Origin of the sequence: Pseudonocardia sp. EC080619-01, assembly GCF_001420995.1 — a bacterium.
Lineage (GTDB): Bacteria > Actinomycetota > Actinomycetes > Mycobacteriales > Pseudonocardiaceae > Pseudonocardia.
The window spans coordinates 878,861-904,828 of sequence record NZ_CP012184.1; the positions used below are offsets into that span (position 1 = coordinate 878,861).

At 70.8% G+C, this 25,968-nt stretch carries 19 protein-coding genes and 3 rRNA genes; 12 read left to right on the forward strand and 10 right to left on the reverse strand.

Annotation, left to right across the window (positions count from 1 at the left end):
• The first annotated feature begins 2 nt into the window (after window positions 1–2).
• From AD017_RS04055 to AD017_RS04080, 6 genes are all read left to right on the forward strand, one after another.
• The gene (locus AD017_RS04055; RefSeq protein ID WP_060572968.1) at window positions 3–1,385 is read left to right on the forward strand and encodes an MmgE/PrpD family protein; all 1,383 of its coding nucleotides are present in this window, start codon (window positions 3–5) and stop codon (window positions 1,383–1,385) included.
• Window positions 1,378–2,493 (forward strand): LLM class flavin-dependent oxidoreductase, encoded by a 1,116-nt coding sequence (locus tag AD017_RS04060; RefSeq protein WP_060572969.1) that lies wholly within the window; start codon window positions 1,378–1,380, stop codon window positions 2,491–2,493. The genes AD017_RS04055 and AD017_RS04060 overlap by 8 nt, the downstream gene beginning before the upstream one ends.
• Entirely contained in the window at window positions 2,448–3,500 is a 1,053-nt protein-coding gene (gene rutA / locus AD017_RS04065; RefSeq protein WP_010224029.1) for a pyrimidine utilization protein A, read from the forward strand. Before AD017_RS04060 ends, rutA begins: the two co-directional genes overlap by 46 nt.
• A gap of 355 nt (window positions 3,501–3,855) precedes the next feature.
• Window positions 3,856–4,932 carry a TRAP transporter substrate-binding protein DctP gene (gene dctP / locus AD017_RS04070; protein ID WP_010224031.1) on the forward strand — a complete coding sequence of 359 codons (1,077 nt, stop codon included), beginning with the start codon at window positions 3,856–3,858 and terminating at the stop codon, window positions 4,930–4,932.
• On the forward strand, window positions 4,929–5,537 hold the full coding sequence (locus tag AD017_RS04075; protein ID WP_060572971.1) for a TRAP transporter small permease: 609 nt from the start codon (window positions 4,929–4,931) through the stop codon (window positions 5,535–5,537). Before dctP ends, AD017_RS04075 begins: the two co-directional genes overlap by 4 nt.
• Window positions 5,537–6,826 carry a TRAP transporter large permease gene (locus AD017_RS04080; RefSeq protein ID WP_060572973.1) on the forward strand — a complete coding sequence of 430 codons (1,290 nt, stop codon included), beginning with the start codon at window positions 5,537–5,539 and terminating at the stop codon, window positions 6,824–6,826. The genes AD017_RS04075 and AD017_RS04080 overlap by 1 nt, the downstream gene beginning before the upstream one ends.
• Before the next feature lie 13 nt (window positions 6,827–6,839).
• Here AD017_RS04080 and AD017_RS04085 read toward each other — a convergent pair whose 3' ends face one another.
• Window positions 6,840–7,232 carry a DUF5313 family protein gene (locus tag AD017_RS04085; RefSeq protein WP_060572975.1) on the reverse strand — a complete coding sequence of 131 codons (393 nt, stop codon included), beginning with the start codon at window positions 7,230–7,232 and terminating at the stop codon, window positions 6,840–6,842.
• 37 nt (window positions 7,233–7,269) lie between these two features.
• Between AD017_RS04085 and AD017_RS04090 the strand changes: the two genes are divergently transcribed.
• The 3 genes from AD017_RS04090 to AD017_RS04100 all read left to right on the forward strand — a co-directional run bounded on the left by AD017_RS04090 (window position 7,270) and on the right by AD017_RS04100 (window position 9,259).
• Window positions 7,270–7,731, forward strand: coding sequence for a MarR family winged helix-turn-helix transcriptional regulator (locus AD017_RS04090; protein WP_060572977.1), 462 nt, complete (start codon window positions 7,270–7,272; stop codon window positions 7,729–7,731).
• Between the two features lie 147 nt (window positions 7,732–7,878).
• Window positions 7,879–8,715 (forward strand): excalibur calcium-binding domain-containing protein, encoded by an 837-nt coding sequence (locus AD017_RS36005; protein ID WP_060572979.1) that lies wholly within the window; start codon window positions 7,879–7,881, stop codon window positions 8,713–8,715.
• A 28-nt stretch (window positions 8,716–8,743) separates the two neighbouring features.
• Entirely contained in the window at window positions 8,744–9,259 is a 516-nt protein-coding gene (locus AD017_RS04100) for an isochorismatase family protein (RefSeq protein ID WP_170918201.1), read from the forward strand.
• A 43-nt stretch (window positions 9,260–9,302) separates the two neighbouring features.
• On the opposite strand, the gene AD017_RS04105 is transcribed toward AD017_RS04100, so the two are convergent.
• Entirely contained in the window at window positions 9,303–12,794 is a 3,492-nt protein-coding gene (locus tag AD017_RS04105) for an indolepyruvate ferredoxin oxidoreductase family protein (RefSeq protein WP_060572981.1), read from the reverse strand.
• Window positions 12,795–12,985: 191 nt separating this feature from the next.
• On the opposite strand from AD017_RS04105, the gene AD017_RS04110 reads away from it, so the two are divergent.
• The 3 genes from AD017_RS04110 to AD017_RS04120 are packed head-to-tail and all read left to right on the forward strand — an operon-like array spanning window position 12,986 to window position 15,453.
• On the forward strand, window positions 12,986–13,432 hold the full coding sequence (locus tag AD017_RS04110; protein ID WP_060572983.1) for an Lrp/AsnC family transcriptional regulator: 447 nt from the start codon (window positions 12,986–12,988) through the stop codon (window positions 13,430–13,432).
• Between the two features lie 57 nt (window positions 13,433–13,489).
• On the forward strand, window positions 13,490–14,719 hold the full coding sequence (locus AD017_RS04115) for a glycosyltransferase (protein ID WP_060572985.1): 1,230 nt from the start codon (window positions 13,490–13,492) through the stop codon (window positions 14,717–14,719).
• On the forward strand, window positions 14,716–15,453 hold the full coding sequence (locus tag AD017_RS04120) for an alpha/beta fold hydrolase (RefSeq protein ID WP_139323823.1): 738 nt from the start codon (window positions 14,716–14,718) through the stop codon (window positions 15,451–15,453). Before AD017_RS04115 ends, AD017_RS04120 begins: the two co-directional genes overlap by 4 nt.
• A gap of 2 nt (window positions 15,454–15,455) precedes the next feature.
• Here AD017_RS04120 and AD017_RS04125 read toward each other — a convergent pair whose 3' ends face one another.
• From AD017_RS04125 to AD017_RS04160, 8 genes are all read right to left on the reverse strand, one after another.
• Window positions 15,456–15,953, reverse strand: coding sequence for a hypothetical protein (locus AD017_RS04125; RefSeq protein WP_010230943.1), 498 nt, complete (start codon window positions 15,951–15,953; stop codon window positions 15,456–15,458).
• Between the two features lie 124 nt (window positions 15,954–16,077).
• The gene (locus AD017_RS04130) at window positions 16,078–16,482 is read right to left on the reverse strand and encodes a zf-HC2 domain-containing protein (protein ID WP_010230945.1); all 405 of its coding nucleotides are present in this window, start codon (window positions 16,480–16,482) and stop codon (window positions 16,078–16,080) included.
• A gap of 53 nt (window positions 16,483–16,535) precedes the next feature.
• A complete protein-coding gene (locus tag AD017_RS04135) occupies window positions 16,536–17,183 on the reverse strand; it encodes a GntR family transcriptional regulator (RefSeq protein ID WP_060572988.1) in 648 nt (215 codons plus the stop codon).
• On the reverse strand, window positions 17,184–17,615 hold the full coding sequence (locus tag AD017_RS04140) for a VOC family protein (RefSeq protein WP_060572990.1): 432 nt from the start codon (window positions 17,613–17,615) through the stop codon (window positions 17,184–17,186).
• A gap of 1,601 nt (window positions 17,616–19,216) precedes the next feature.
• Window positions 19,217–19,333, reverse strand: a 5S ribosomal RNA gene (gene rrf, locus AD017_RS04145).
• A gap of 133 nt (window positions 19,334–19,466) precedes the next feature.
• Window positions 19,467–22,569, reverse strand: a 23S ribosomal RNA gene (locus AD017_RS04150).
• A 320-nt stretch (window positions 22,570–22,889) separates the two neighbouring features.
• Window positions 22,890–24,409 (reverse strand): 16S ribosomal RNA (locus AD017_RS04155).
• Together the 16S, 23S and 5S rRNA genes form the textbook arrangement of a ribosomal RNA operon.
• A gap of 392 nt (window positions 24,410–24,801) precedes the next feature.
• The gene (locus AD017_RS04160; RefSeq protein WP_060572992.1) at window positions 24,802–25,950 is read right to left on the reverse strand and encodes a fatty acid desaturase; all 1,149 of its coding nucleotides are present in this window, start codon (window positions 25,948–25,950) and stop codon (window positions 24,802–24,804) included.
• Window positions 25,951–25,968: the final 18 nt, after the last annotated feature.

A 25,968-nucleotide genomic window follows, 5' to 3' on the forward strand; every position in this document is an offset into this window, starting at 1 on the left:
CGATGACCGCAGTGCAGGCACCCACCCTGGCCGGGAGGGTCGGCGAGTTCGCCGCCCGGGCCGACCTCGACGACGTCCCGCAGGAGGTGCTCGAACGGGCCCGCCACCTGGTGCTGGACGCCGTCGGCCTGGCGTTCGCCTCCACGGCCTATCCCTTCCCCGGCGTCGCGCTGCAGGCGCTGTCCGCCTTCGGCGGTGCCGGTGAGCAGCCGGTGCTCGGCATGTCCGAGCGGCTCCCCGCCCGCGACGCCGCCGTGCTCAACGGCGTGCTGATCCACGGGATGGACTTCGACGACACCCACATCCCGGCCGTCACCCACGTCTCGGCGGCCGCGCTGCCCGCCGCGCTGGCGGCCGCGATCTCCCGCGGTGCCGACACCCGGACCCTGCTGCTGGCCTACGTGCTCGGCGTCGAGGTCTCGGCCCGGGTCGGGATCGGCGGTGCGGGCGGGTTCCACGACGTCGGCTTCCACCCGACCGCCGTCGCCGGGGCGTTCGGCGCCGCCGTCGCCGCGGGCCGGGTGTCCGGTCTGGACGCCGCCGGGATCACCCGGGCGCAGGGCGTCGTCGGGTCGATGAGTGCGGGCCTGCTCGAGTTCCTCGCCGACGGGTCGTGGACGAAGCGCCTCCACCCGGGCTGGGCGGCGATGTCCGGGCTGACCGCCGCCGGGTTCGCGTCGGCGGGCTGGAGCGGACCGCCCGCCGTCTACGAGGGCCGGTTCGGGCTCTACAACACCCACCTCGCCGGCCGGGAGACCCGGCCCGAGGCCGTCGGCGCGGAGCTGGGCGAGACCTGGGAGCTGATGCGGACGGCCGTGAAGCCGTACCCGATCTGCCACTTCATCCACGCCTTCGCCGACGCGGCGCTGCTGCTGCGCGAGGAGATCGGCGACACCACGATCCGCGAGATCCGCTGCGCGATCCACCCGGTGCCGGGCAAGGTCGTCTGCGAGCCGCCCGAGGCCAAGTGGGCCCCGCGCGACGAGTACGACGCCAAGTTCAGCCTCCCCTACGTCGTCGCCACCGCCCTGACCCGCGGCCGCTTCACCCTCGCCGAACTGGAGGACGACGCGCTGGCCGACCGCGCCGTGCTGGACCTCGCCCAGAAGGTGCGGGTCTCCGACGACCCGGACAGCGGGTTCCCGGCGGCCTACTCGGGCGCGGTGGAGATCGAGCTGGCCGACGGCCGGGTGCTGCGGCACCGCGAGCAGGTCAACCGGGGCCACGAGGACCGGCCGCTCACCAACGACGAGATCGCCGCGAAGTTCCGGGACACGATCGGCCGGGTCGCCCCGGACGCCGTCGCCGACCGGGTGCAGGCCGCGGTGCTCGGCCTGGGCGACGGCACCCCGGCCGCGGACTTCGCCGAGGCGTGCCGTGGCTGACCGGCCGGTGGAGGTCGGGGTCTTCCTGACCCACCAGCAGCCCGCGGGCCGCGACCCGCTCGTCGCGCTCGACGAGCAGCTGCGGCTCGTGCGGGTCGCGCGCGACGGCGGGCTCGACTCGGTGTTCGCCGGCCAGCACCACCTGCCCGAGTCGTTCTCCCACATCCAGCCGCTGCCGTGGCTGGCCCGGCTCGCCGCCGACGCCGGTGACATGCGGATCGGTACCGGCATCCACCTGCTGGCACTGCACAACCCGGTGGACACCGCGGAGAACTTCGCCGGGCTCGACGTCGTCGCCGGGGGCCGGTCGGTGTTCGGCGTCGGCCTCGGCTACCGGGAGACCGAGTACGCCGCGTTCGGGATCCCGCCCGGGGAGAAGGTCCGCCGGTTCACCGAGAACCTGCGGATCGTGCGGGAGCTGTGGTCCGGCGAGCCGGTGCACGCCGACGTCCCGTGGTGCCGGCTGGACGGCGTGCGCGCGACGAACCTGCCGGCGTCGTCGCCGCCGGTGTGGATGGCCGCCAACTCCGACGGCGCCGTCCGCCGGGCGGCGCGGCTCGCCGACACCTGGATGATCAACCCGCACGCGACCGCCTCGACCGTGCGGCGCCAGCTGGAGCTGTTCCACGCCGAGCGGGCCGCGCACGGCCGCGGCCCGGTCGGCGAGCTCCCGCTGATGCGCGAGGTCTACTGCGCGCCGACCCGGGAGCGCGCGCTCGAGCTGGCCCGGCCGTACCTGGCGGCGAAGTACGAGGTCTACGCCGACTGGGGCCAGGACCGTGTCCTGCCCGGAAACGAGTCGTTCCGGGCCGGTTACGACGACCTCGCACAGGACCGGTTCGTGGTGGGCTCGCCGGAGGACTGCCTCGCGGCGCTGCTCCCCTGGCGCGACGAGATCGGCGTCGACCGTTTCGTGCTCCGCACCGACTGGGCGGGCATGCCGGTCGACGACGCCCTCGCCTCGCTCGACCTGCTCGCCCGCGAGGTCGCCCCGGTACTGCGTTCCACACCCGCCGTCCGGCCCGCCGCGGCCGGCCCCGCCTCCGACCGGAAGGACTCCCCGTGGACTTCGGCGTCTTCATCCCCATCGGCAACAACGGCTGGCTGATCTCGGAGAACAGCCCCCAGTACATGCCGTCGTTCGACCTGAACAAGCGGGTCGTCCAGGAGGCGGAGCGGCAGGGCTTCGCCTTCGCCCTCTCGATGATCAAGCTGCGCGGCTTCGGCGGGAAGACCGAGTTCTGGGACCACAACCTGGAGTCGTTCACGCTGATGGCCGGGCTCGCCGCGGTCACCGAGCGGATCAAGCTCTACGCCTCCACCGCGGTCCTCACACTGCCGCCGGCGCTGGTCGCCCGGATGGCGACGACGATCGACTCGATCGCGCCGGGCCGGTTCGGCATCAACATCGTCTCCGGCTGGGCCAAGGGCGAGTACGACCAGATGGGCCTGTGGCCCGGCGACGACTACTTCGGCTACCGCTACGACTACTCCACCGAGTACGTGCAGGTGCTGCGCGACCTGTTCGAGAAGGGCCGCTGCGACCTGCAGGGCGAGCACTTCACGATGAACGACTGCGTGCTCTCGCCGCGGCCGTCGGGGCACGTGGACATCGTGTGTGCCGGGCAGTCCGACCGCGGGATGCGGATGGTCGCCGAGTACGGGGACTACAACTTCGTGCTCTCCCCCGGGGTCAACGACCCGGAGGTCTACCGGGAGTCCACCCAGCGCCTCGCCAAGGCGGCCGAGACCACCGGGCGCGACGTCGGCTCGCTGCCGCTGTTCATGGCGATCATGGCCGAGACCGACGAGGAGGCCCAGGCGAAGTGGGCGTCCTACAACGCCGGTGCGGACGCCGCCGCCCTGGGCTACATGTCCGACGAGGGCGGCAAGGACGCCACCGCGGACGGCTCCGGCACCGCCCGGACGATCAACCTCCCGGAGGGCGCGGTCAACTTCAACATGGCCACCCTCGTGGGCAGCTACGAGACGGTCGCCCGGCAGATCGACCAGGTCGCCACGATGCCCGGGGTGAAGGGGATGATGTTCACCTTCGACGACTTCGAGCAGGGCGTGCACGACTTCGGCACGAAGGTGAAGCCGCTGCTGGGCTGAGGTCCTGCGGCTCCTCTCCCCCGTGACACGGCCGGGCCGGTGGACTCACCGGCCCGGCCGTTCGGCGCGCACCCATACGTCTGATGTTTTCCCGAATCGAACCGCTGCGCACGCAGCCGTCGCCGCAGAATGCCCGGTTCAAAACATCTGATGATTCTTGATCCGATATGCCCGATCGTGCGAGGCTGGCTGTGACGCCGAGCACGGGCCCACCGGTCCGTGCCACCGTCCGGCCGTAGCCGTCCGGGGCGGGCGTCGCGGGGGCCCACCCGGCACGCGCCGGGACACCGGCGTCCCGCGCCGCCGTCCACCCCGCCCGGCGCGCCGGTGGACGACGCCGAAGGGGAACCGTTCGATGACAAGGCTGGGCAACGGAGCCGGGCTGCTGGCGGGCTCGCTCGCCGCGGCGGCCGCGCTGGTCGCCGGGTGCGCACCCGCACCGGGGGATCCCGGGCCGGACGCGGCACGCACGCTCGTGGTCGCCGACTCCTACCCGGTGTCGCATCCCGCCTCGCGGGACGGCATCGTGCACTTCACCGACCGGGTGACCGAGCTGACCGGCGGGGCCGTCGGTTTCGACTACTTCCCGTCCGAGCAGCTGGGCAAGGCCACCGACTACGTCAAGCTCGTCGCCGGGGGCGCCGTCGACATCGGCGTGGTCTCCCCGCCCTACCTGTCGGACAAGCTCCCGCTGTCCAACGTGGGCGACCTCCCCGGGCTCAGCGGGGACTCCTGCACCACCGCGCGCGCCGTCAGCGAGCTGACCCGCGAGGGCGGGATCCTCTACGAGGAGGAGTTCGCCCCGCGCGGGCTGCGGCCGCTGTTCGTCGGCGTCGTCCCGCAGTACGAGCTGTTCACCAACGGCCCGGTCACCGACCCGGACCAGGCGGCCGGGCTGCTGACCCGCTCCCCCGGCGGCGTCGTCGACCAGACCCTCGGCCACCTGGGCGCCACCCCCGTCTCGATCGCCGGGCCGGAGGTCTACGAGGCGATGTCCCGCGGCACCGTCGACGCGATGACGCTGCCGCCGATGAGCGCGGTCCCCTACCGCCTCGACGAGGTCGCCTCGCACGCCACCGAGGGCGCCCCCCTCGGCGGGTTCACCCTCACCTTCTCGATCTCCGAGTCCCTCTGGCAGGAGCTGCCCGAGCCGCAGCGGGAGGCGATGCGCGTCGCCGGCGACGAGACCGTCGGCCACCTGTGCGACGAGATGACCCGGGAGACCGAGGAGGCCCGGGCGGAGCTCGAGGCCGGCGGGATGACCTTCACCTCGCTGACGCCCGCCCAGCAGGCCCGCTGGCAGCAGAAGGTCGCCGAGGTCCGCGCCGACTGGGTCACCGGCATGGAGGACCGGGGCAAGCCCGGCCGGGCCGTCCTCACCGCGATGGAACAGGCGCTGACCCGGGCCGGGAACGCGGAGGCGGCACGATGAGCGCGCCGGAGCGGGGCCCCGCCGACCGCCTGCTGCGGACCGCCGAGAACGTCCTCGCCGCCGTCGGGCTGTCCGGCCTGGCGGCCACCGGCGTGTTGATCGTCGTCGACGTCGCGCTGCGCTACCTCGTCGGGGCGCCGCTGTCGTGGTCGGTCGGCTTCGTCGGCGACTACGCGCTGATCGGGCTCTTCTTCCTCGGACTGTCCTACACGGTGCGCGAGGGCGCCCACGTCCGGATCGACCTGGTGTACACCCGGCTCGGCCCCGTCGGGCGTCGCGCACTGGACCTGCTCGGGCCGCTGCTGACCGCGGTGTTCCTGGCCCTGGTCGGCTACGGCGGGCTGGTCCTGACCCTGGACGCCGCCCGGTTCGGCGACGCCCCGCTCGCGGGCGCGTCCGAGCTGTCCTGGCCGGTGTGGACGTCGGCGGTGATGGTGCCGCTCGGCGCCGGGCTGGCCGTGCTGCGCTCCCTGCACACCCTCGTGACCGTGGCCCGTCACGGCACCGGCGGCGACACCCGCGACGACACCCACAGCGACACCCACGACACCGACGACGCCCCCGACACCCCCGCCCGCCCCGTGATCGCGGAGGAGACGCACTGATGGTCCTCGCCGGAGTGCTGGTCCTGCTCTTCGCCCTGCTCCTGATCCGGGTGCCGGTCGGCATCGCGATCGGCCTGAGCGGCGTGGTCGGCCTGCTCGCGCTGGGCGGCCCGGAGACGGCCGTCGGGTTCCTGCAGACGACGCCCTACACCGCGGTCTCGGCGTACACACTGGCCGCGATCCCCCTGTTCATCCTGATGGCACAGCTCGTGCTGAAGAGCGGCGTGACGACCGAGCTGTTCGAGGCGGCCCGGATCTGGGTCGGGCGGGTCCCCGCCGGGCTCGGGGTGGCGACGACGACCACGGGTGCCACCTTCGCGGCCGTCTCCGGGTCGAGCACCGCCGCGGCCGCCGCACTGGCCTCGACGACCGTCCCCGAGATGGAGCGGCAGAACTACGACCGCACGCTCGCCGGCGGTCTCGTCGCCGTCGTCGGGACCCTCGCCGCGATGGTGCCGCCAAGCATCATCCTGGTCTTCTACGCGATCCTCGCCGAGGTCAGCGTCGGCCAGATGCTGGTCGCGGGCCTGGTGCCCGGCCTCCTCGTCACCCTGACCATCATCGTCACCACGCTGGTCCTGGTCCGCCGGAACCCGGAGCGGGCACCGGCCGGGCAGCGGCACACGATGGCCGAGAAGATCCGGACGATCCCGGTGCTCGGCCCGGTCGCCGTGCTCTTCCTGCTCGTCGTCGGCTCGATCTACTTCGGACTGACGACACCGACCGAGTCCGCCGGGCTCGGTGTCGCGGGCGCGCTGGCGATCGGGCTCGCGCGCCGCCGCCTGGACCTCGCCCGGATCCGGGACGCGCTGGTCGAGACGCTGACCTCGACCGCGATGATCCTGCTGATCATCTCGTCGGCGTACCTGTTCGGCTACTTCATGACGCTGACCGGCATCACCGTGACGCTGGTCGAGGCGATCGGCGGCATAGCGGCACCACCGCTGCTGATCTTCGCACTGATCGCGGTCGTCTACCTGGTGCTGGGCGCGTTCCTCGACCAGCTCGCGATCCTCGCGCTCACCGTGCCGGTCGTGCTGCCACTGATCGAACAGCTCGGCTTCGACCCGATCTGGTTCGGCGTGCTGATCATCCTGCTCGCCGAGATCGGGCTGGTCACGCCACCGCTCGGGATGAACGTGTTCATCGTGTCGAGCTCGACCGGCCGCCCGGCCGAGGAGATCTTCGTCGGGGTCCTGCCCTACGTGCTCGGCCTGCTCGTGCTGGTGGTGCTGCTCGCCGCGGTGCCGGGCATCGTGATGTGGCTGCCGGAGACGATGGCGGGCTGACCCGGGGCCGGGCTCAGCTGCGCCAGCGGCGCTCGTAGCGCTCGCGCGCCGCGTCCCGCTCGTCCGCGCCGGCCTCGGCGCGGACGGCGGCGGCGTGCCCGACCGGGTAGCCGGCCTTCACCACCCGGTGCTCGGCCGACTCGTACATGTAGGCGACCGAGTAGAAATAGCCCAGCAGCGCACCCGCCAGCACCGACAGCGCCCGGACGTACACCGGTCCCGGGATGAGCAGGTACAGCGCGACCCCGATCGGCAGCAGCTGCACCGTGACCCGCACGAGGTGGCGCAGCTGCCAGGTCGGCGCCGTCACGTCGTGCAGCACCCAGGTGCGGTGCCGGTCCGGCAGTCCCGCGCCGAAGACGTAGAGCAGCCAGCGCAGCGGGCCGGGACGGTGCGGCTCGTCCACTGTTGGTCCCCAATCCTTGGTGCACCAACAATGTACGATGCCGGTCGTGGAGGCCGCATCCCCGGGTGACCAGGACGACCTGCTGAAGCTGGACCGGCAGGTGTGCTTCGCCCTGGCCGTCGCCGCGCGCAACGTGATCGCGCTCTACCGGCCGCTGCTCGAGCCGATGGGGCTGACCCACCCGCAGTACCTGGTGATGCTCGCGCTCTGGGAGCGGTCGCCGCGGTCCGGCGGTGAGCTGGCCCGCGAGCTGGCCCTCGACCCCGGGACGCTGTCACCGCTGCTCAAACGCCTGGAGGCGGCCGGGCTCCTGGAGCGCAGGCGGGTGCCCGGCGACGAGCGGACCCTCGCGGTGACCCTGACGACGGCCGGGCGCGACCTGCGGCGCGAGGCCGAGGCGATCCCGCCCGCGATCGTCGAACGGCTGGGCATGCCGCCGGCCGAGCTGGAGGACCTCCGCGCCGTGCTCGACCGTGTGATCCGGGCGTCCCGGGACTGAAATTCGGAGTCCCGACGACCGGACCGGTCCTCATCAGTTCTGACGATGCCTGCTCCCACCGGGTTAACGCTTACTCCGTCACCGTCGACGAACCGGCCGTATCCGGCATCCGCCGGACCACGCTCCCTGTCCTCCCGGAGGAAACCCGTGTCCAAGGCCGGTCTGTTCGGCACCGTTCTCGTCGTCGCCGCCACCGTGTGCGCCTGTGGCGGCCCGGACGAGCCGACGATCACCGACGCCGCCGCGGCCGCCGTCGCGCCCGCGGCGGCCCCGGCGACGACCTCGTCCCCCGCGGCGCCAGCGGGCACCGGCTCCGGCAGCGGGTCGACCGGCTACGGGACCGGCGCCGAGACCGTCGTCGTCACCTCGGTGACCGACGGCGACACGTTCCGCGTCGGCGACCGGCGGATCCGGGTGATCGGGATCGACTCCTGCGAGACCGGCACGACCGGGGGCCGCGACGCCACGGCGGCGGCCCGCCGGTGGCTGTCCGGCGCGACCGTCACCCTGACCCGGGAGCCGGGCGTCGACCTCGACCGGTACGGCCGCGAGGTGCGCTACGTCGGCACCGCGTCCGGCGACTTCGGCCGGCTGATGGTCCCGGCCACCCACACCGGCGTCTACCGGGGCGGGAACAACGCCTCGGCGTCGTACCTGGCCGGGCTGACCGCCCTCGACGCCGGCGGCCGCAGCTGCGGCGCCTCCACCGAGCCCGCCACCCGGCAGGCCGCCCCGACGACCGAGCGGAAGGCCGCGCTGCAGGCCGCCCCGCGCACCGAGGCACCGCGCACCGCCGCACCCCGCCCGGTCGCGCAGGCCCCGGCGACGAAGGCTCCCGCGGCGAAGGCCCCGGCGTCGTCCGGCGGGACCTACTACAAGAACTGCACGGCCGCGCGCGCCGCGGGCGCCGCCCCCCTCTACCGCGGCCAGCCCGGGTACGCCGCCAAGCTCGACCGCGACAACGACGGCGTCGCCTGCGAGTGAGTCCCCGCGTTACGGTCGGTCCGTGCTGATGACCGCCGACGACGCCGTCCTGCTGCTGGTCGACCTCCAGGAACGCCTCGCCCCCGCGATCCACGACGGCGACGAGGTCGTCGCACGGGCCGCGCGGCTCGCCGAGGGCGCGGGCCTGCTCGGTGTGCCGGTACTGGCCACCGAGCAGGTCCCGGACAAGCTCGGGCCCACCGTCGGACAGCTCTCCGGGTACCCGCACCTGGTGACGCCGAAGTCCCGGTTCGCCGCCGACGGGTCCGGGCTGCTCCCGCCCGGCCGCTCGGAGATCGTCGTGACCGGGATGGAGGCGCACGTCTGCGTGCTGCAGACGGTCCTGCAGCTGCTGGCCGACGGTCGGCGGGTGCTGGTCGCCGCCGACGCGACCGGCTCCCGGGACCCCCGCGACAAGTCCGTCGCGCTGGACCGGGCGCGGGCGGCCGGCGCGGAGGTCGTCACCTCGGAGATGGTGCTGTTCGAGTGGCTGCGCGACGCGACCCACCCGCGGTTCCGCGAGGTGCAGAAGCTGCTGAAGTAGCCCGCGCCCGACCGCGCCCGACCGCGCCCGGCCCCGGCGGCACTCAGCCGCGCAGGGCGGCCAGGCGCTCGGCGGCCGCGGCACGGAAACGCTCCACGTTCGCGAGCTTGACGTCCTCGTAGCCCCGGACGATCGACGCCGTCTCCGCGACCGCGACGACCTCCTCCGCGGTGCCGGGGTCGAGCGCGTCCAGCGCCTCCCGGACCAGCGCCTGGTACTCCCCGATCAGCTCCCGCTCGACGCGGCGCACCCCGGCCAGGCCGAACACGTCCAGCGCCGTGCCGCGCAGCCGGCGCGCCGCGCGCAGCGCCCGGAACGCGGGCGCCGCGACCCGCCCGTCGAGCGCGATCTTGCGCTGCATGCCCAGCGCCCGCAGCACCGGCGGGTGCAGCATCACCGAGACCCGGGCGTCCGGGCCGTACTCGCTCGCGCGGCGCGCGACCTCGACCGGGTCGAGGTGCAGGCGGGCGACCTCGTACTCGTCCTTGTAGGCCATCAGCGTGTGCAGGCCGCGGGCGTAGGCCGCGGCGACCCGGGTGCCGGCGTCGTCGCCCGCCCGGACGCTCGCGATCGCGGCGACCCGGCGGACCTCCTCGGCGTAGCGGCGGGCGTAGCCGGCGTCCTGGTAGCCGGTGAGGTCGGCGATCCGGGTGGCGAGCAGGTCCTCGAAGGACTCGTCGCCGGACGCGACGGAGCGGGCGAGCGCGCCGGACGTCCCGTCGACCGCGACCGCGGCCGGTTCGGGCGCGACCAGCGCGGCGTGCACCGCGGCGGCGTCGATCGCGGCGGCCCGGCCCCAGCGGAACGCGGTGAGCGTGCGCTCGACCGCGGCGCCGTTCAGCCGGACCGCCTGCTCCAGGGCCTCGGCGGACACCGGCAGCACCCCGTACTGGTAGGCGGCGCCGAGCAGCAGCATGTTGGCCGGGAGGTGGTCGTCGAAGAGCGCCTCGGCGAGCGTCTGGGCGTCGACGGTCAGCAGGTCGCGGGTGACCCGCCCGATCCGCTCGACGGCGTCGTCGGTGGAGCCGGGCAGCACGACCCGGCCGGTGACCATGGCCGCGGTCGGCATCAGGGAGGTGGTGACGACGGCGACGGTGTGCCCGGGCCGCGCGACCGCGAGGGTGGCGTCGGTGGCCGTCCCGACGAGGTCCATCCCGATCAGGACGTCGGCGGTGCCGCGGGAGGCCCGCAGGATGCCGTCGACGGGCTGCTTGGAGATCCGCACGTCGGAGACGACGGGGCCGCCCTTCTGCGCGAGCCCGACCTGCTCCAGCCCGGCGGCGCAGAGGCCGTCGAGGTGGGCGGCCATCTGCAGGACCGCCGACGCGGTGACGACGCCGGTGCCGCCGATGCCCGGCATCCGGATCAGCGTGGAGTCGCCGGTGGTGCGCGGCTCCGGGTCGGTGAGGGTGACCGGCAGCGGCGGGATCCCGCGGCGGCGCGGGGTGCCGGGGGTGACCATCAGGAACGACGGGCAGTCGCCCTTCAGGCAGGACAGGTCGGAGTTGCAGGACGCCTGGTGGATGCGCGTCTTGCGGCCGAACCCGGTCTCGACCGGGAGCACCGACAGGCAGGTGCTCTTGTCGCCGCAGTCGCCGCAGCCCTCGCACACCCGCTCGTTGATCACGACCTTCTCCGCCGGGACGGGGAGCTTCCCGCGCTTGCGCAGGCGTCGCTCCTCGGCGGCGCAGCGGTCGTCGTGGATCAGGACGGTGACGCCGTCGACGGCGGCCAGCTCCCGCTCGGCGCCGGGCAGGTCGTCGCGGTGGCGCACCGACGCGATCGGGTCGAGCGCGATGCGCCGGTAGCGCTGCGGCTCGTCGGTGGTGACCACGATGCGGCGCACGCCCTCGAGCGCGAGCGAGCGGGTGATCTCGGGGACGCCCATCCGGCCCTCGGCGCGCTGGCCGCCGGTCATGGCGACCGCGTCGTTGTAGAGCAGCTTGTAGGTCATCGTGACCCCGGCGGCGACGGCCGCCCGGATCGCGAGCGAGCCGGAGTGGTGGAAGGTCCCGTCGCCCAGGTTCTGCACCAGCGTGCGGTCGTCGGTGAAGGGGGCGAGCCCGAACCACTGGGCGCCCTCGCCGCCCATCTGGGTCAGCCCGACCTGGCGGCCGCGGTGCTCGCCGTCCAGCGCGATCATCGCGTGGCAGCCGATCCCGACGCCGACGAGCGTGTCGTCCGCGGTCCGGGTCGAGGTGTTGTGCGGGCAGCCGGAGCAGAAGTACGGGGTGCGGCTGCCGAGGTCGCCGGCCATCGGGACGGTGATCCGGGACGGCTTCGGCGGGGCGAGCCGGTCGAGGTGCGCGACGGCCCCGGCCGGGAGCGTCGCCCCGCACGCGGTGAGCCGCGCGGCGACGGCACGGGCGACGTCCTCGGCGGAGAGCTGGCCGCGGGCGGTGAGCAGCGGGCGCTCGCGGTCGTCGCGGCGGCCGGTGATCCGCGGCCGGTGGTCGCGGCCGTACAGGGCGTCGCGCAGGTGCCCCTCGAGGAACGGCACCTTGTCCTCGACGACGAGCACCTCGGACAGTCCCTCGACCAGGCCGGCGAGCGCGTCGCGGTCGATCGGGAACGGCATCGCGAGGCGGATCAGCCGGACGCCGAGCGCGTCGAGCTCGCCCTCACCGAGGCCGAGGTCGTCGAGGGCACGGAGCACGGTCGCGTAGCCGGTGCCGGAGGCGAGGATCCCCAGCCGGGCCTCGCGGGCGTCGAAGGTGACGCGGTTGAGTCCGGTCTCGCGGGCGTACTGGCGGGCGAGGTCGAGACGCCGGGTGAGCTGGTCGTGCTCGGCGTCGACCGCGGCCGGGCCGACGAGCGCTCCGGCCTGCGCCCGGTCGGTCGCGGGCGGGAGCGGCACACCCAGCAGGTCCGGGTCGAGCGCTCCCAGCTCCACCGTGGACGACGCGTCGGCCACGTCGGCGATGATCTTCAGTCCGGTCCAGAGCCCGGTGGCCCGCGACAGCGCGACGGCGTGCAGGCCGAACTCGACCACCTCGGACACCGAGCCCGGCGCGAGCAGCGGCAGGCAGAGGCTCTGCGCGATCGGCTCGCAGGAGCTGGGCACGGTGGAGGACTTGCAGGACGGGTCGTCGCCGATGATCGCGACGGCACCGCCGAGCCGCGCGGTGCCGGCCAGGTTGCCGTGCCGGATCGCGTCGGCGGCCCGGTCGAGACCGGGGTTCTTGCCGTACCAGTACCCGACGACGCCGTCGTGCCGGGCGCCCGGGACGGCGTCGAGCATCTGGGTGCCGGCGACGGCGGTCGCGGCGAGCTCCTCGTTCAGCCCCGGCCGGAAGACGACGCCGGCCGCGTCGAGGTGGGTGCGCGCGCGGCCGAACTCGGTGTCCAGGCCGCCCAGCGGGGAGCCCTGGTAGCCGGAGACGAACGACGCGGTGTCGAACCCGCGCCCGGCGTCGAGCCGGGCCTGGGCGAGGGTGAGCCGGACGAGGGCCTGCACGCCGGTCATCGGCGCGCGGCCGCGGGTGGCGACGTACTTGTCGTCCAGGGTCACACCGACCTCGGTCGGACCGTTCATGCGTGGCTCCTCGTCGAGTCGGTGGTGGGGCGCGGACCGGGGTGCCCGGCCCGCGCGGCGCCCGGCACGGTGCGTACAGGACAACGTGACGCCGACCACCGGCGCAATGCAGCGCAGCAAGTTCGCCACGAAGACGCAACGGATACGCTTGTACCACCCGATAGACAGGACATCGTTGCGCCGGAGGTCCCGTGCCCGACAACCCCGAGGTCGACGGCATCGACCACGCGCTGCTCCGGCTGCTCCACGAGGACGGCCGCCGCACCTTCGCCGACATGGCCGGCCGGGTCGGGCTGTCCACCGCGGCGACGAAGCGCCGGGTGGACCGGTTGCGCGAGACCGGGGTGATCACCGGCTTCACCGTGCAGGTCGACCACCGCAGGCTCGGCTGGCCGGTGGAGGCGTTCAGCGAGGTCCGCTACGCCGGTGCGACGAGCGTCGGCGACATCGTCGAGACGGCGTCCCGCCAGCCCGAGGTGCAGGCCGTCTACACCGTCGCCGGGGACCTCGACGCGCTCGTCCAGATGCGGGTCCGCGACCTCGACCACCTGCAGGAGGTCGTGGACCGGCTGCGGCGGACCGGGACCGTCACCGGTACCCGCACGCTGATGGTGCTCGGCCGGTGGACCCGGAGCTGACCGTTTGCATCCCGCAACCACTCGGATGATCATCGAGGGGTGCGAGTCCTCTGCAGCGTGACCGGGTCCCCCTCCCACGGCCGGGCGGTGCTGCCGTTCGCGCGGGCACTGGGCGCGGCCGGGCACGACGTCGTCGTCGCCTGCGCGCCGGACGTCGCGGGCGTGTTCGCCGACGCCCCGGTGCGGGTCGAGGCGGTGTTCGCGCCGATGACCGAGGCCGCCGAGCACCTGGGGCCGGTCCTCGCCGCGCTCGGTGACCCGGCGTCGCTGAGCACGACCGAGCTGACCCGGGCCATGCTGCCGACGCTGTTCGCGGGCCCGCAGGTCACCGGCTCGGCGCGGGCGCTGCTGGAGGTGTGCGACCGCGACGGCAAGCCCGACCTGGTGCTGCGCGACGGCGGCGAGACCGCCGGCCTGCTGGTCGCGGAGCACCTGGGTGTCCCGTGCGTGGCGGCGCCGTCGGGTGCGGGCAACGTACTGACCCCGGAGATCGTCGCCGACGCCCTCGCCGAGCGCCGCCGCGACCTCGGGTTCGCGGCGCCCGCCGACCCGGCGGCCCTGCACCGCTGGGGCAGGCTGGACTGCATGCCGGCCGAGTTCTCGCTGGCCGCACCCGGGATCACGGCTCCGCTCGCGTTCCGGCAGGACGACCAGGTCGCCCGTGGCGAGACCCTGCCGGCCTGGATCGGCGAGCTCCCGGCCGGGCGCCCGCTGGTGCTGGCCGGCATCGGGACCGCGATGCCGATGATGGCCCGGCGCGGTGAGGACGCCGCCCGCGCCGGCGAGCCGCCGCCCCGCGGCCCGGTCGACCCGCACGTCGCGCTGCGCACGGTCGTCGACGCCGTGTCACGGCTCGACGCCGAGGTGGTGCTGTCCACGGGCGGGCTGCCGCTCGACGACGTCGACCTCCCGGACCACGTGCACCCGTCGCCCTGGGTGCCGCAGCCGTTGCTGCTCCAGTGCGCCGACCTGTTCCTCACCCACGGCGGCTACAACGGCGTCCGGGAGGCCGTCCGGCACGGGGTGCCCCTCGCGGTGCTGCCGCAGTTCGGCGACCAGGAGCACAACGCCGAGCGGGTCGCCGCGCTCGGGATCGGCGCGCACTGCCCACCCGACCCCGCGCAGGTCGCGGAGACCTGCGCCGAGCTGCTCGGCGACCGCGGTGCCCCGGTGCGCGCGCAGATGCGCCGCGCGCAGCGGGCGATGCTGGCGCTCCCCCAGGCCGACGCCGCGGTGTCCGACCTGGAGGACCTGGCCGAGGGCCGGCGCGCCACACTGGCCGGATGAGCGGGAGCGGACCCGGCCGGCCGGTGCCGGTCGTCGCGGTGCCGGGGACGCTGTGCTCCCCCGCCGTGTTCGACGCGCTGGCCGCGACCCTCGGCGACGGCTTCGACGTCGAGCCGGTCGACTGGCTGACCGGCTCCGGCCCGTGGACGGTGCCCGCCGTCGCGGACCGGATCGGGGACGCCGTCGCCGCGGCCGGGCGCGGCCCGGTCCTGCTGATCGGGCACTCGACCGGCGGAGCGGTCGCGCTGTGGCTGGCGACGGAGCGGCCGGAGCTGGTCGCCGGGCTCCTGGCCGTCGGGACCGGGGCGCACATGCGCGGACACGGCGACGTCGACGCGATCATCGAGCGGGTCCGCACCGCGTGGGGCCCGGAGCTGCGGCAGGCCGTCCTGGACCGTTCGTTCGCGACGCCTCCCACGGCGGAGTTCGCGGCCGTACTGCGCGACTACGCCGCGGGCGTGACACCGGAGGCCGTCGCCCAGGTGCTCGCGAGCCAGCGCGACCTCGATCTCGAACCGCGGCTCGCGGCGCTGACGATGCCGGTGACCGTCGTGCACGGACGGCACGACCCGACGCGGCCGGTGGAGCGCGCGGCCGAGCTGGCCGCGGCGGTCGGCGACGGCGAGCTCGTCGTGCTCGGCACGGGCCACACCCCGGTGCACGAGTCGCCGGACCAGGTCGCCGCCGCGGTGCGGGCCCTCGCCGTCCGTGCGGGGCTGCGGACGGCCGGCTGAGGTCAGGCCGGTGGGGCTCCCGGCACGTGCGTGCCGGCGGCGACGACGATCCGGGCCCAGGTCGCGAACAGCACGCAGACGCCGAGCACGGTCACCACCAGCCCCGGGCCGATGTCGGCCTCCGGGCTCCCGGTCTGCCGTGCCCACACCGCCCACAGGCCGGTCAGCGCACCGATCCCGGTGCAGGTCGCCGCCGTCCAGGCCAGTGGCCAGAACCGGGTCAGGAGCGCGAGGACGGAGACGACCAGCCCGACGGCCGCGACCACGGTGAACAGCCGCGGCAGCGGACCCATCACGACGTGTCCGGCCAGGATCTGCCAGCCGTCGGCATGGACGGACCAGGGCATCAGCAGCGACGCCGAGATCGCGGCGACGGACGCGCCCGCGACGACGGCGGCTGGCCCGGGGTCGATCCAGCGCTCCACGCGCCAGGCGATCCGGGTGAGCTCGTCCTCCAGTTCGGGGCTCGTCGAGGCGTGGGGGGCAGGCTGCTCGCTCATGCGGTCCCTCCTGCTCCTCGCCGTGGCCCGCGCGCCGGACGGTGCGGGTCGTGCGCGACGCCTGCCAGGATGGCAGGCCCCGGCCGGTGCCGTCACGGGGGTGGTCCCCGGTCCGCGCCGGTGCTCAGGCGGCCTTCGTGCCGCACCGGCACGGAGCGCCGTCCTGGCAGCCGCAGCCGCAGCTGGCCAGGCAGCCGCACGCCGACCGCTCGGCACCGGGGACGACATCGGCGACGACGTCGCCGCCGCAGCAGCCCCCGGCCAGGCAGGTCAGGTCCGGCCGGGCCGACGGGACGGCCACGGTGTCGGGGTCGTCGACGCCGAGCGCCGACAGCACCGCGGCCGCGATGTCCGGTACCTCCTCCGCCGGGCGTACCCGGGTGAGGCGGGTGACGCGCTCGGCGCCGGCGGCGTACGTGCGACAGGCGGGACACCCGTCGAGGTGCACGTCGGCCGCCGCGCGCTCCTCGGGGGCGGCCTCGCCGTCGAGGGCGGCGGACACCACCTCGCGGCACAGCTGACAGTCCATACCGTCACTGTCGTACACGGGGGCCGTCGGGTTCCCGCCGACCCCTGTTCGGTCTAGAACTCGTTGCGACTCCCGCGCGGACCCAGGTCGTGGATGTGCGACGACAGCGCCTCCCGCAGCGCACCCGGGTCGCGGTCTTTCAGCAGGTCGAGCAGGTGATCGTGCTCGTCGGCGAGACCGAGCATGTGCCCGGTGTCGGTCGGGACGCCCTGCCGGGCGAGCCGGACGAACGCACCGAGCTGCTCGAGGAGGAGCGACAGCGTGGGCATCCGGGCGAGCGCGGCGAGATCGCGGTGGAACTCCTCGTCGAGGGCGAGGAAGCCCTCGACGTCCCCGGTCGCGGCGACCCGCCGCTGGCGCAGGACGGCGACCCGCAGCGGATCGACCTCCCCCTCGGTGTGCACGGTGCACGCCTCGGCCGCCGCGGCCCCCTCCAGCGCGACGCGCACCGTGGCGATCTCCCGCCGGTGCGCGTCGCTGCGGTGGCCGGACAGGTCGACGACCCGCATCTGACGACGGCTGCCGGTGGTCAGCAACCCCTCGCTCTGCAGGCGGCGCAGCGCCTCCCGGACCGGTGTCCGGGAGGCGCCGAACGTCGCGGCGAGCTCGGCCTCGTCGAGAACGGAGCCCTGCGCGCGATGGCCGGCGACGATCTCGTCGCGCAGCGTCTCGTGGATCGCGCCGGCCTTGGTGCGGGACATCTACTTCGCGAAGATCTGGGACTCGTCGGCGAACGCCTTGAACTCCAGGTTGTTTCCGGCGGGGTCGGTCAGGAACATCGTCCACTGCTCCCCGGGCTCGCCCGCGAACCGCTGGTACGGCTCGATGACGAACGCGGTGCCCGCCGCGCGGAGCCGGTCCGCCAGCTCGTGGAACCCGGCCACCGGAAGCACCAGCCCGAAGTGCGGCACCGGGACGTCGTGCCCGTCGACCGGGTTGTGCGCGGGCGGGGTCGACCGCGGGGCGACGTGCGTGACGACCTGGTGGCCGTGGAAGTTCCAGTCGACCCACATGTCCGACGACCGGCCCTCGGGCAGGCCCAGCACGTCGCCGTAGAACCGGCGGGCGGCCGCCAGGTCGTCGACCGGGATCGCGAGATGGAAGCAGGGACGGGCGGGAGTTGCGGTGCTCATGCGGACCTTCCTCGACGACGACGGGCCTCCGGATCGACCCACGCTCAAGTATACAAATCTCCGTTCTGCATACATCGATCTGTGCACGGGAGCACAGGACGGGCTGCAGGACGAGCAGGCGCCCACATCGGTGGTCGGCGTGCGGCGCGTCCCGGAGCGCGGCCCCCGTCCCGCGACGCGGTGCCGTCCACGGTCCACACAGGCCGTGCCGCGACCGCGCGGAACGCCGCGCCGGTCACGTTCCGCGGAACGCACTCGGGCACACGGCGCGCCGGACGCCATCCCGTGCACGGGGCCGCAGATCGGCAGAGAGCGCGGGTCCCGACGCACACGGCAGCGTGGGCGTTCATCGGGCATACAGTGCGAACGAGCGACGGCGCTCGCAGACCCTGACGATGCGCGTTCCGCGGAACGCCGCTCGGTCCTCCCGCGCCTGCGAGGCGACGGGCCGAGCGTCGGGCCGTCACCTCGGAGCGCCGTGCACCGGCGCGTTCCGCGGAACGCACTCCGCACCATCAGTCCTGCGCCACGGACCACGGACCCAGCCGGACCCCGCGTTCCGCGGAACGCATCCCGTCGGGTCCGGCAGGCTGCCGGTTCGGGGGACCACCTCCGTCACCGCGGCTCCATTCCTGTGCAACGTCACCCACCCGGAACGTTCCGCGGAACGCGCACCGACACGTCGCAGCGACCCGGCGCGGCGGCCGAGGTGGTCCGCTCCGCTGCGCTCCGCGGAACGCACGCGGCTCCAGCGGCACGACGGGCGAGCCGGCACCGATGTCAGGTGTCCGGGCCACGCACGCCCTCCGCTCGGGTGCCGACGGCGGTCCGTCCTCCTCAGACCCGACCGGCCCCACCAGCGGGAACGGCGTACTGGGGACCCAGGGGTGCGCGTTCCGCGGAACGCGCACCACCGTCCGCGCGGGCCGACGGAGAGTCATGGGAGCCGCCCGCCACCGGGCCACCCCAGCCACGAGGGACATGTCCACCGGTGCCGGGTCCCCCGGGCGGGACCCGTCCTCCGTTCAGGTGCCGGCGACGGCGCACTCTCCTCACACCCTCCCGACCCCACCAGGCAGCCGCCGGCGCCGCCAGTGTGAACGACCTGGGGGACGCCGTGCGGGCGCGTTCCGCGGAACGCGCAGAACGGTCTGTGGGCCCCGGGAGTGCTGTGGGAGCCGCTCGCCAGCGGGTCGGCCCAAGGTCGGCGCCCGGTCGGCGCCGGGTCGGCGCACGCCGGTCGGGCAGGTCGCGCTCCGAGAATCCGTCCGCGTCCCGACCGCGTTCCGCGGAACGCGGTCCTGGCAACGTTGCGCGGTCCTGGCGGCGTTCCGCGGACCTGGCGGCGTTGCGCGGTCCTGGCAGCGTTGCGCGGTCCCGGCGGTGTTCCCCGTCCTGGCGGTGTCCCGCGGACCTGGCGGCGTCCCGCGGAACGCACGACGACCGCAGACGACACACCCATCCGGCGTCGACGACACCCCAGGACCCGCGCCCCGGACCCACCGGACCGCCGGCCCGCCGGACCGCCGTCAGAAACCGGGCCTAGAACGCAGAAAATCCCCCGGACCGAAACGGTCCGAGGGATCCCCTGAAATGTTGAATGTCGGCGGCGACCTACTCTCCCACACCCTGTCGAGTGCAGTACCATCGGCGCAGGAAGGCTTAGCTACCGGGTTCGGAATGGGACCGGGCGTTCCCCTACCGCCATAACCACCGACAACACTATCCAATTACATCCCCACACCCCCTCACACCCCACACCACGGTGGGACACAAGAAGACCCAGGAAACAGAGACCACACAACCAAGGGTTGTGGACTCAGGGTCACACAGTGGATGCGAACAACATGTTGTGGCAAGCCCTCGGCCTATTAGTACCGGTCAACTCCACCCCTCACAAGGCTTCCATCTCCGGCCTATCAACCCAGTCATCTACTGGGAGCCTTACCCACTCAAGGTGGTGGGAGACCTCATCTTGGAACAGGCTTCCCGCTTAGATGCCTTCAGCGGTTATCCCTCCCGAACATAGCCAACCAGCCGTGCCCCTGGCGGGACAACTGGCACACCAGAGGTTCGTCCGTCCCGGTCCTCTCGTACTAGGGACAGCCTTCCTCAAGTCTCCAACGCGCGCGGCGGATAGGGACCGAACTGTCTCACGACGTTCTAAACCCAGCTCGCGTACCGCTTTAATGGGCGAACAGCCCAACCCTTGGGACCTACTCCAGCCCCAGGATGCGACGAGCCGACATCGAGGTGCCAAACCATGCCGTCGATATGGACTCTTGGGCAAGATCAGCCTGTTATCCCCGGGGTACCTTTTATCCGTTGAGCGACACCCCTTCCACCAGGAGGTGCCGGATCACTAGTCCCGACTTTCGTCCCTGCTCGACCCGTCAGTCTCACAGTCAAGCTCCCTTGTGCACTTACACTCAACACCTGATTGCCAACCAGGCTGAGGGAACCTTTGGGCGCCTCCGTTACTCTTTAGGAGGCAACCGCCCCAGTTAAACTACCCACCAGGCACTGTCCCTGAACCAGATCATGGCCCGAGGTTCAGACACCCAATTCGACCAGAGTGGTATTTCAACAACGACTCCACCGCCACTAGCGTGACGACTTCACAGTCTCCCACCTATCCTACACAAGCCGAACCGAGCATCAATACCAAGCTATAGTAAAGATCCCGGGGTCTTTCCGTCCTGCCGCGCGTAACGAGCATCTTTACTCGTAATGCAATTTCGCCGAGTCTGTGGTCGAGACAGCGCCCAAGTCGTTACGCCATTCGTGCAGGTCGGAACTTACCCGACAAGGAATTTCGCTACCTTAGGATGGTTATAGTTACCACCGCCGTTTACTGGCGCTTAAATTCTCCGCTTCGCCCCCAAAGGAGCTAACAGGTCCTCTTAACGTTCCAGCACCGGGCAGGCGTCAGTCCGTATACATCGTCTTGCGACTTCGCACGGACCTGTGTTTTTAGTAAACAGTCGCTTGGGCCTGGTCTCTGCGACCACCCACCCCTAGCCCGCAAAGGGGCTTCAAGGCAGATGGCCCTCCTTCTCCCGAAGTTACGGAGGTATTTTGCCGAATTCCTTAACCACAGTTCGCTCGATCGCCTCGGTATTCTCTACCTGACCACCTGTGTCGGTTTGGGGTACGGGCCGCAACAGCACTCGCTAGAGGCTTTTCTCGACAGCATGGGATCACCCTCTTCGCCTCAATCGGCTACGCATCACCTCTCACCCTCAATGAGCCCCGGATTTACCTAGGACTCGGGCTACAGGCTTACACCACGACAACCACCGCGTGGCGGAGCTACCCTCCTGCGTCACCCCATCACTTGCCTACTACCGGATCGGATCCCACGCTCCCCCACAAACAACACTCCCGAAGGAGCGAAGGTGGGTTCGGATGGTTAGCATCACCGGCCCCGGCATGGACGCACTATCACGAGCACGGGAATATCAACCCGTTGTCCATCGACTACGCCTGACGGCCTCGCCTTAGGTCCCGGCTCACCCTGGGCGGAACAACCTGGCCCAGGAACCCTTGGTCATCCGGCGGCAGAGATTCTCACTCTGCATTCGCTACTCATGCCTGCATTCTCACTCCCACACCCTCCACCCGTAAATCACTCCCGGGCTTCACCAGATGCAGGACGCTCCCCTACCCAACAACACCACAAGATGTCATTGCCACGGCTTCGGCGGTGCGCTTGAGCCCCGCTACATTGTCGGCGCAGGACCACTTGACCAGTGAGCTATTACGCACTCTTTCAAGGGTGGCTGCTTCTAAGCCAACCTCCTGGTTGTCCGGGCGATCCCACATCCTTTCCCACTTAGCGCACGCTTAGGGGCCTTAGCCGGTGATCTGGGCTGTTTCCCTCTCGACCACGAAGCTTATCCCCCGCAGTCTCACTGCCGCGCTCTCACTCACCGGCATTCGGAGTTTGGCTGACTTCGGTAAGCTTGTCGGCCCCCTAGGCCATCCAGTGCTCTACCTCCGATGAGAAACACACGACGCTGCACCTAAATGCATTTCGGGGAGAACCAGCTATCACGAAGTTTGATTGGCCTTTCACCCCTACCCACAGCTCATCCCCCAGGTTTTCAACCCTGGTGGGTTCGGGCCTCCACGACGTCTTACCGACGCTTCACCCTGGCCATGGGTAGATCACTCCGCTTCGGGTCTACACCCCGCGACTCCACCGCCCTATTCGGACTCGCTTTCGCTACGGCTACCCCACAACGGGTTAACCTCGCCACGAAGCATAACTCGCAGGCTCATTCTTCAAAAGGCACGCCATCACCCTGCAGCACAAGACTGCTCCAGGCTCTGACGGCTTGTAAGCACACGGTTTCAGGTACTATTTCACTCCCCTCCCGGGGTACTTTTCACCTTTCCCTCACGGTACTAGTCCGCTATCGGTCACCAGGTAGTATTTAGGCTTGACGGGTGGTCCCGCCAGATTCACAGCAAATTCCACGAGCTCGCTGCTACTCGAGAACAATGCCCACGACCAGACTCATGCTTTCGCGTACGGGGCTCTCACCCACTACGGCCGACCATCCCAGAGTCGTTCCGCTAACACAAACACTGGACCGTCCCATCCTCGGCAGAAGATGAACAGCACGTCTCACAACCCCGCATCCGCAACACCTGCCAGCTTGACACGGACACGGTTTAGCCTCTTCCGCTTTCGCTCGCCACTACTCACGGAATCACTGTTGTTTTCTCTTCCTGTGGGTACTGAGATGTTTCACTTCCCCACGTTCCCTCCACGCACCCTATGAATTCAGGTACGGGTAACACCCCATGACGGGTGCTGGGTTTCCCCATTCGGACACCCTCGGATCACAGTTCGGTTGACAACTCCCCGAGGACTATCGCGGCCTCCCACGTCCTTCATCGGCTCCTGATGCCCAGGCATCCACCATGTGCTCTTAACAACTTGACCACAACAAGATGCTCGCATCCACTATGCAACACTCAACCCACAACCACAGAAGACCCCAGGCAACCACCACCCCCAACCAGAAGGCGTTAGGACAACCCAGAACCCACGCGGCCAAAGACAACACCCACCAAACCGGTGTCCCCTCAGGACCCAACAGTGTGCCGAACCACAGCCTGACGTTCGTTGCGTTCCACCCAGTCACACCCGACCCACACTCGGGGCCGACAGTGCGATCTCAGTTAAGGAACCAACACATTCCCACATTTCAGAAGAAACGAAAGAAACGAGCCGGTGCCCCACCACATGGTGAGACTCCTTAGAAAGGAGGTGATCCAGCCGCACCTTCCGGTACGGCTACCTTGTTACGACTTCGTCCCAATCGCCAGTCCCACCTTCGACGACTCCCTCCACAAGGGTTGGGCCGCCGGCTTCGGGTGTTACCAACTTTCGTGACGTGACGGGCGGTGTGTACAAGGCCCGGGAACGTATTCACCGCAGCGTTGCTGATCTGCGATTACTAGCGACTCCAACTTCACGGGGTCGAGTTGCAGACCCCGATCCGAACTGAGACTCACTTTAAGGGATTCGCTCCACCTCACGGTCTCGCAGCCCTCTGTATGAGCCATTGTAGCATGTGTGAAGCCCTGGACATAAGGGGCATGATGACTTGACGTCATCCCCACCTTCCTCCGAGTTGACCCCGGCAGTCTCCCATGAGTCCCCACCACTACGTGCTGGCAACATGGAATAAGGGTTGCGCTCGTTGCGGGACTTAACCCAACATCTCACGACACGAGCTGACGACAGCCATGCACCACCTGCACACAGGCCACAAGGGAAACGACATCTCTGCCGCGATCCTGTGCATGTCAAACCCAGGTAAGGTTCTTCGCGTTGCATCGAATTAATCCACATGCTCCGCCGCTTGTGCGGGCCCCCGTCAATTCCTTTGAGTTTTAGCCTTGCGGCCGTACTCCCCAGGCGGGGCGCTTAATGCGTTAGCTGCGGCGCAGAAACCGTGGAATGGTCCCCACACCTAGCGCCCAACGTTTACGGCGTGGACTACCAGGGTATCTAATCCTGTTCGCTCCCCACGCTTTCGCTCCTCAGCGTCAGTATCGGCCCAGAGACCCGCCTTCGCCACCGGTGTTCCTCCTGATATCTGCGCATTTCACCGCTACACCAGGAATTCCAGTCTCCCCTGCCGAACTCAAGTGATGCCCGTATCGACCGCACGCTCAGAGTTAAGCCCCAAGTTTTCACGGCCGACGCGACACACCGCCTACGAGCTCTTTACGCCCAATAATTCCGGACAACGCTCGCACCCTACGTGTTACCGCGGCTGCTGGCACGTAGTTGGCCGGTGCTTCTTCTCCAGGTACCGTCACAAAAGCTTCGTCCCTGGCGAAAGAGGTTTACAACCCGAAGGCCGTCATCCCCCACGCGGCGTCGCTGCGTCAGGCTTCCGCCCATTGCGCAATATTCCCCACTGCTGCCTCCCGTAGGAGTCTGGGCCGTGTCTCAGTCCCAGTGTGGCCGGTCGCCCTCTCAGGCCGGCTACCCGTCACCGCCTTGGTAGGCCATCACCCCACCAACAAGCTGATAGGCCGCGGGCCCATCCCCCACCGAAAAAACTTTCCACCACCCAACATGCGTTGAGAGGTCCTATCCGGTATTAGACCCAGTTTCCCGGGCTTATCCCAGAGTGGAGGGCAGGTCACCCACGTGTTACTCACCCGTTCGCCGCTCGTGTACCCCCGAAAGGGCCTTACCGCTCGACTTGCATGTGTTAAGCACGCCGCCAGCGTTCGTCCTGAGCCAGGATCAAACTCTCCAACAAAAACCCTGACTTACAAACAACTGGCCCACCAGCACGACGGGGTCGCACCGGCAGCCAAACAAACAATCTGGCACAAAAACGCCAAACCATATAATAGCTCGACACACTGTTGAGTTCTCAAAAGACACCCGCACCACCATCACCGATCTCCCGACCGGATCCAGAAGGCGGATCGCCTTGACCCCACCACCGTAAACCCACAACAAACTCGAAGGCCGACCGGGGGGTCGTAGTGGCCAGCGGGCCTGTTGACCGGGCCTCCAGGGCCCGTTCTGTCCGGCTCACTCGCTGACAGAGAGAAAGTTACAGGACCGTCCGAGGTGCCTGAACAGGGGGGGCGGTTACCGGCGTTCCCGCAGGTCGGGCCGCGATTTCCCGGGTACGGGCGGTGGTCAGGCCACCTCGGTGCGCGTGGGCCTGCGGCGCAGACCCCGTCGTTCCCGGCGGTGCTCCCGCTCCCGGATCCCCCGCGCCGGCAGGGAGAGCCGCCAGATCGACCGGGTCGCCTGCCAGAACTGCCGGGGGAACGGACCCGTCGTGTAGGGCAGGTCGTACTTGTCGCAGACCTCCCGCACCGTCACGGCGATCTCCGGGTACCGGTTCGACGGCAGGTTCGGGAAGAGGTGGTGCTCGATCTGGTAGCCGAGGCTGCCCGACATCACGTGCATCAGGCGGTTGCCGCCGAAGTTCGCCGACCCGAGCAGCTGGCGCAGGTACCACTCGCCACGCGTCTCGTCGTCGAGCTCCTCCTCGGTGAACACCTCGGCGCCGTCCGGGAAGTGCCCGCAGAAGATGATCGCGTAGGACCAGACGTTGCGGACCACGTTGGCCGTGGCGTTCGCGGCGAGTGTCGGGACGAACGCACGGCCCGTCAGCAGCGGGAACAGCACGTAGTCCTTGCGCATCTGCCGGGCGTGCTTGCGGCCCACGTCGCGCAGCTTGCGCCGGAACTCCGCGGGATCGTCCACGCTGAGCTTCAGCAGGCCCTCGACGTCGAGGTCGTGCAGCGAGACGCCGTGCTCGAAGAGCAGCATCAGCAGCACGTTCCACACGGGCTGGCCGAGGTAGACCGGGTGCCAGGGCTGGTCGGCGCGGACCCGGAGGATTTCGTACCCGACGTCCTTGTCCTTGCCGATCACGTTCGTATACGTGTGGTGCAGGTAGTTGTGGGAGTGCCGCCACTGCTCGGCCGGGCACACGTTGTCCCACTCCCACGTCGACGAGTGGATCTCCGGATCGTTCATCCAGTCCCACTGGCCGTGCATGACGTTGTGCCCGATCTCCATGTTCTCGAGGATCTTGGCGACCGAGAGCATGGCGGTGCCGGCGGCCCACAGGGCGGGGACCCGGCTGCCGAACAGGGTGGCCCGGGCGGCGACGGTGAGCCGGCGCTGCCAGGTGATCAGACTGCGGATGTAGTCCGCGTCGGACTGGCCGCGCCGTTCCTCGACGTCGGCGCGGATCGCGTCGAACTCGCGTCCGATCGCCTCGACGTCGGCGTCGGTGAGGTGGGCGAACTCCTGGACGTCCGAGATGGCCACGGTGGGCTCCCTCCGGTG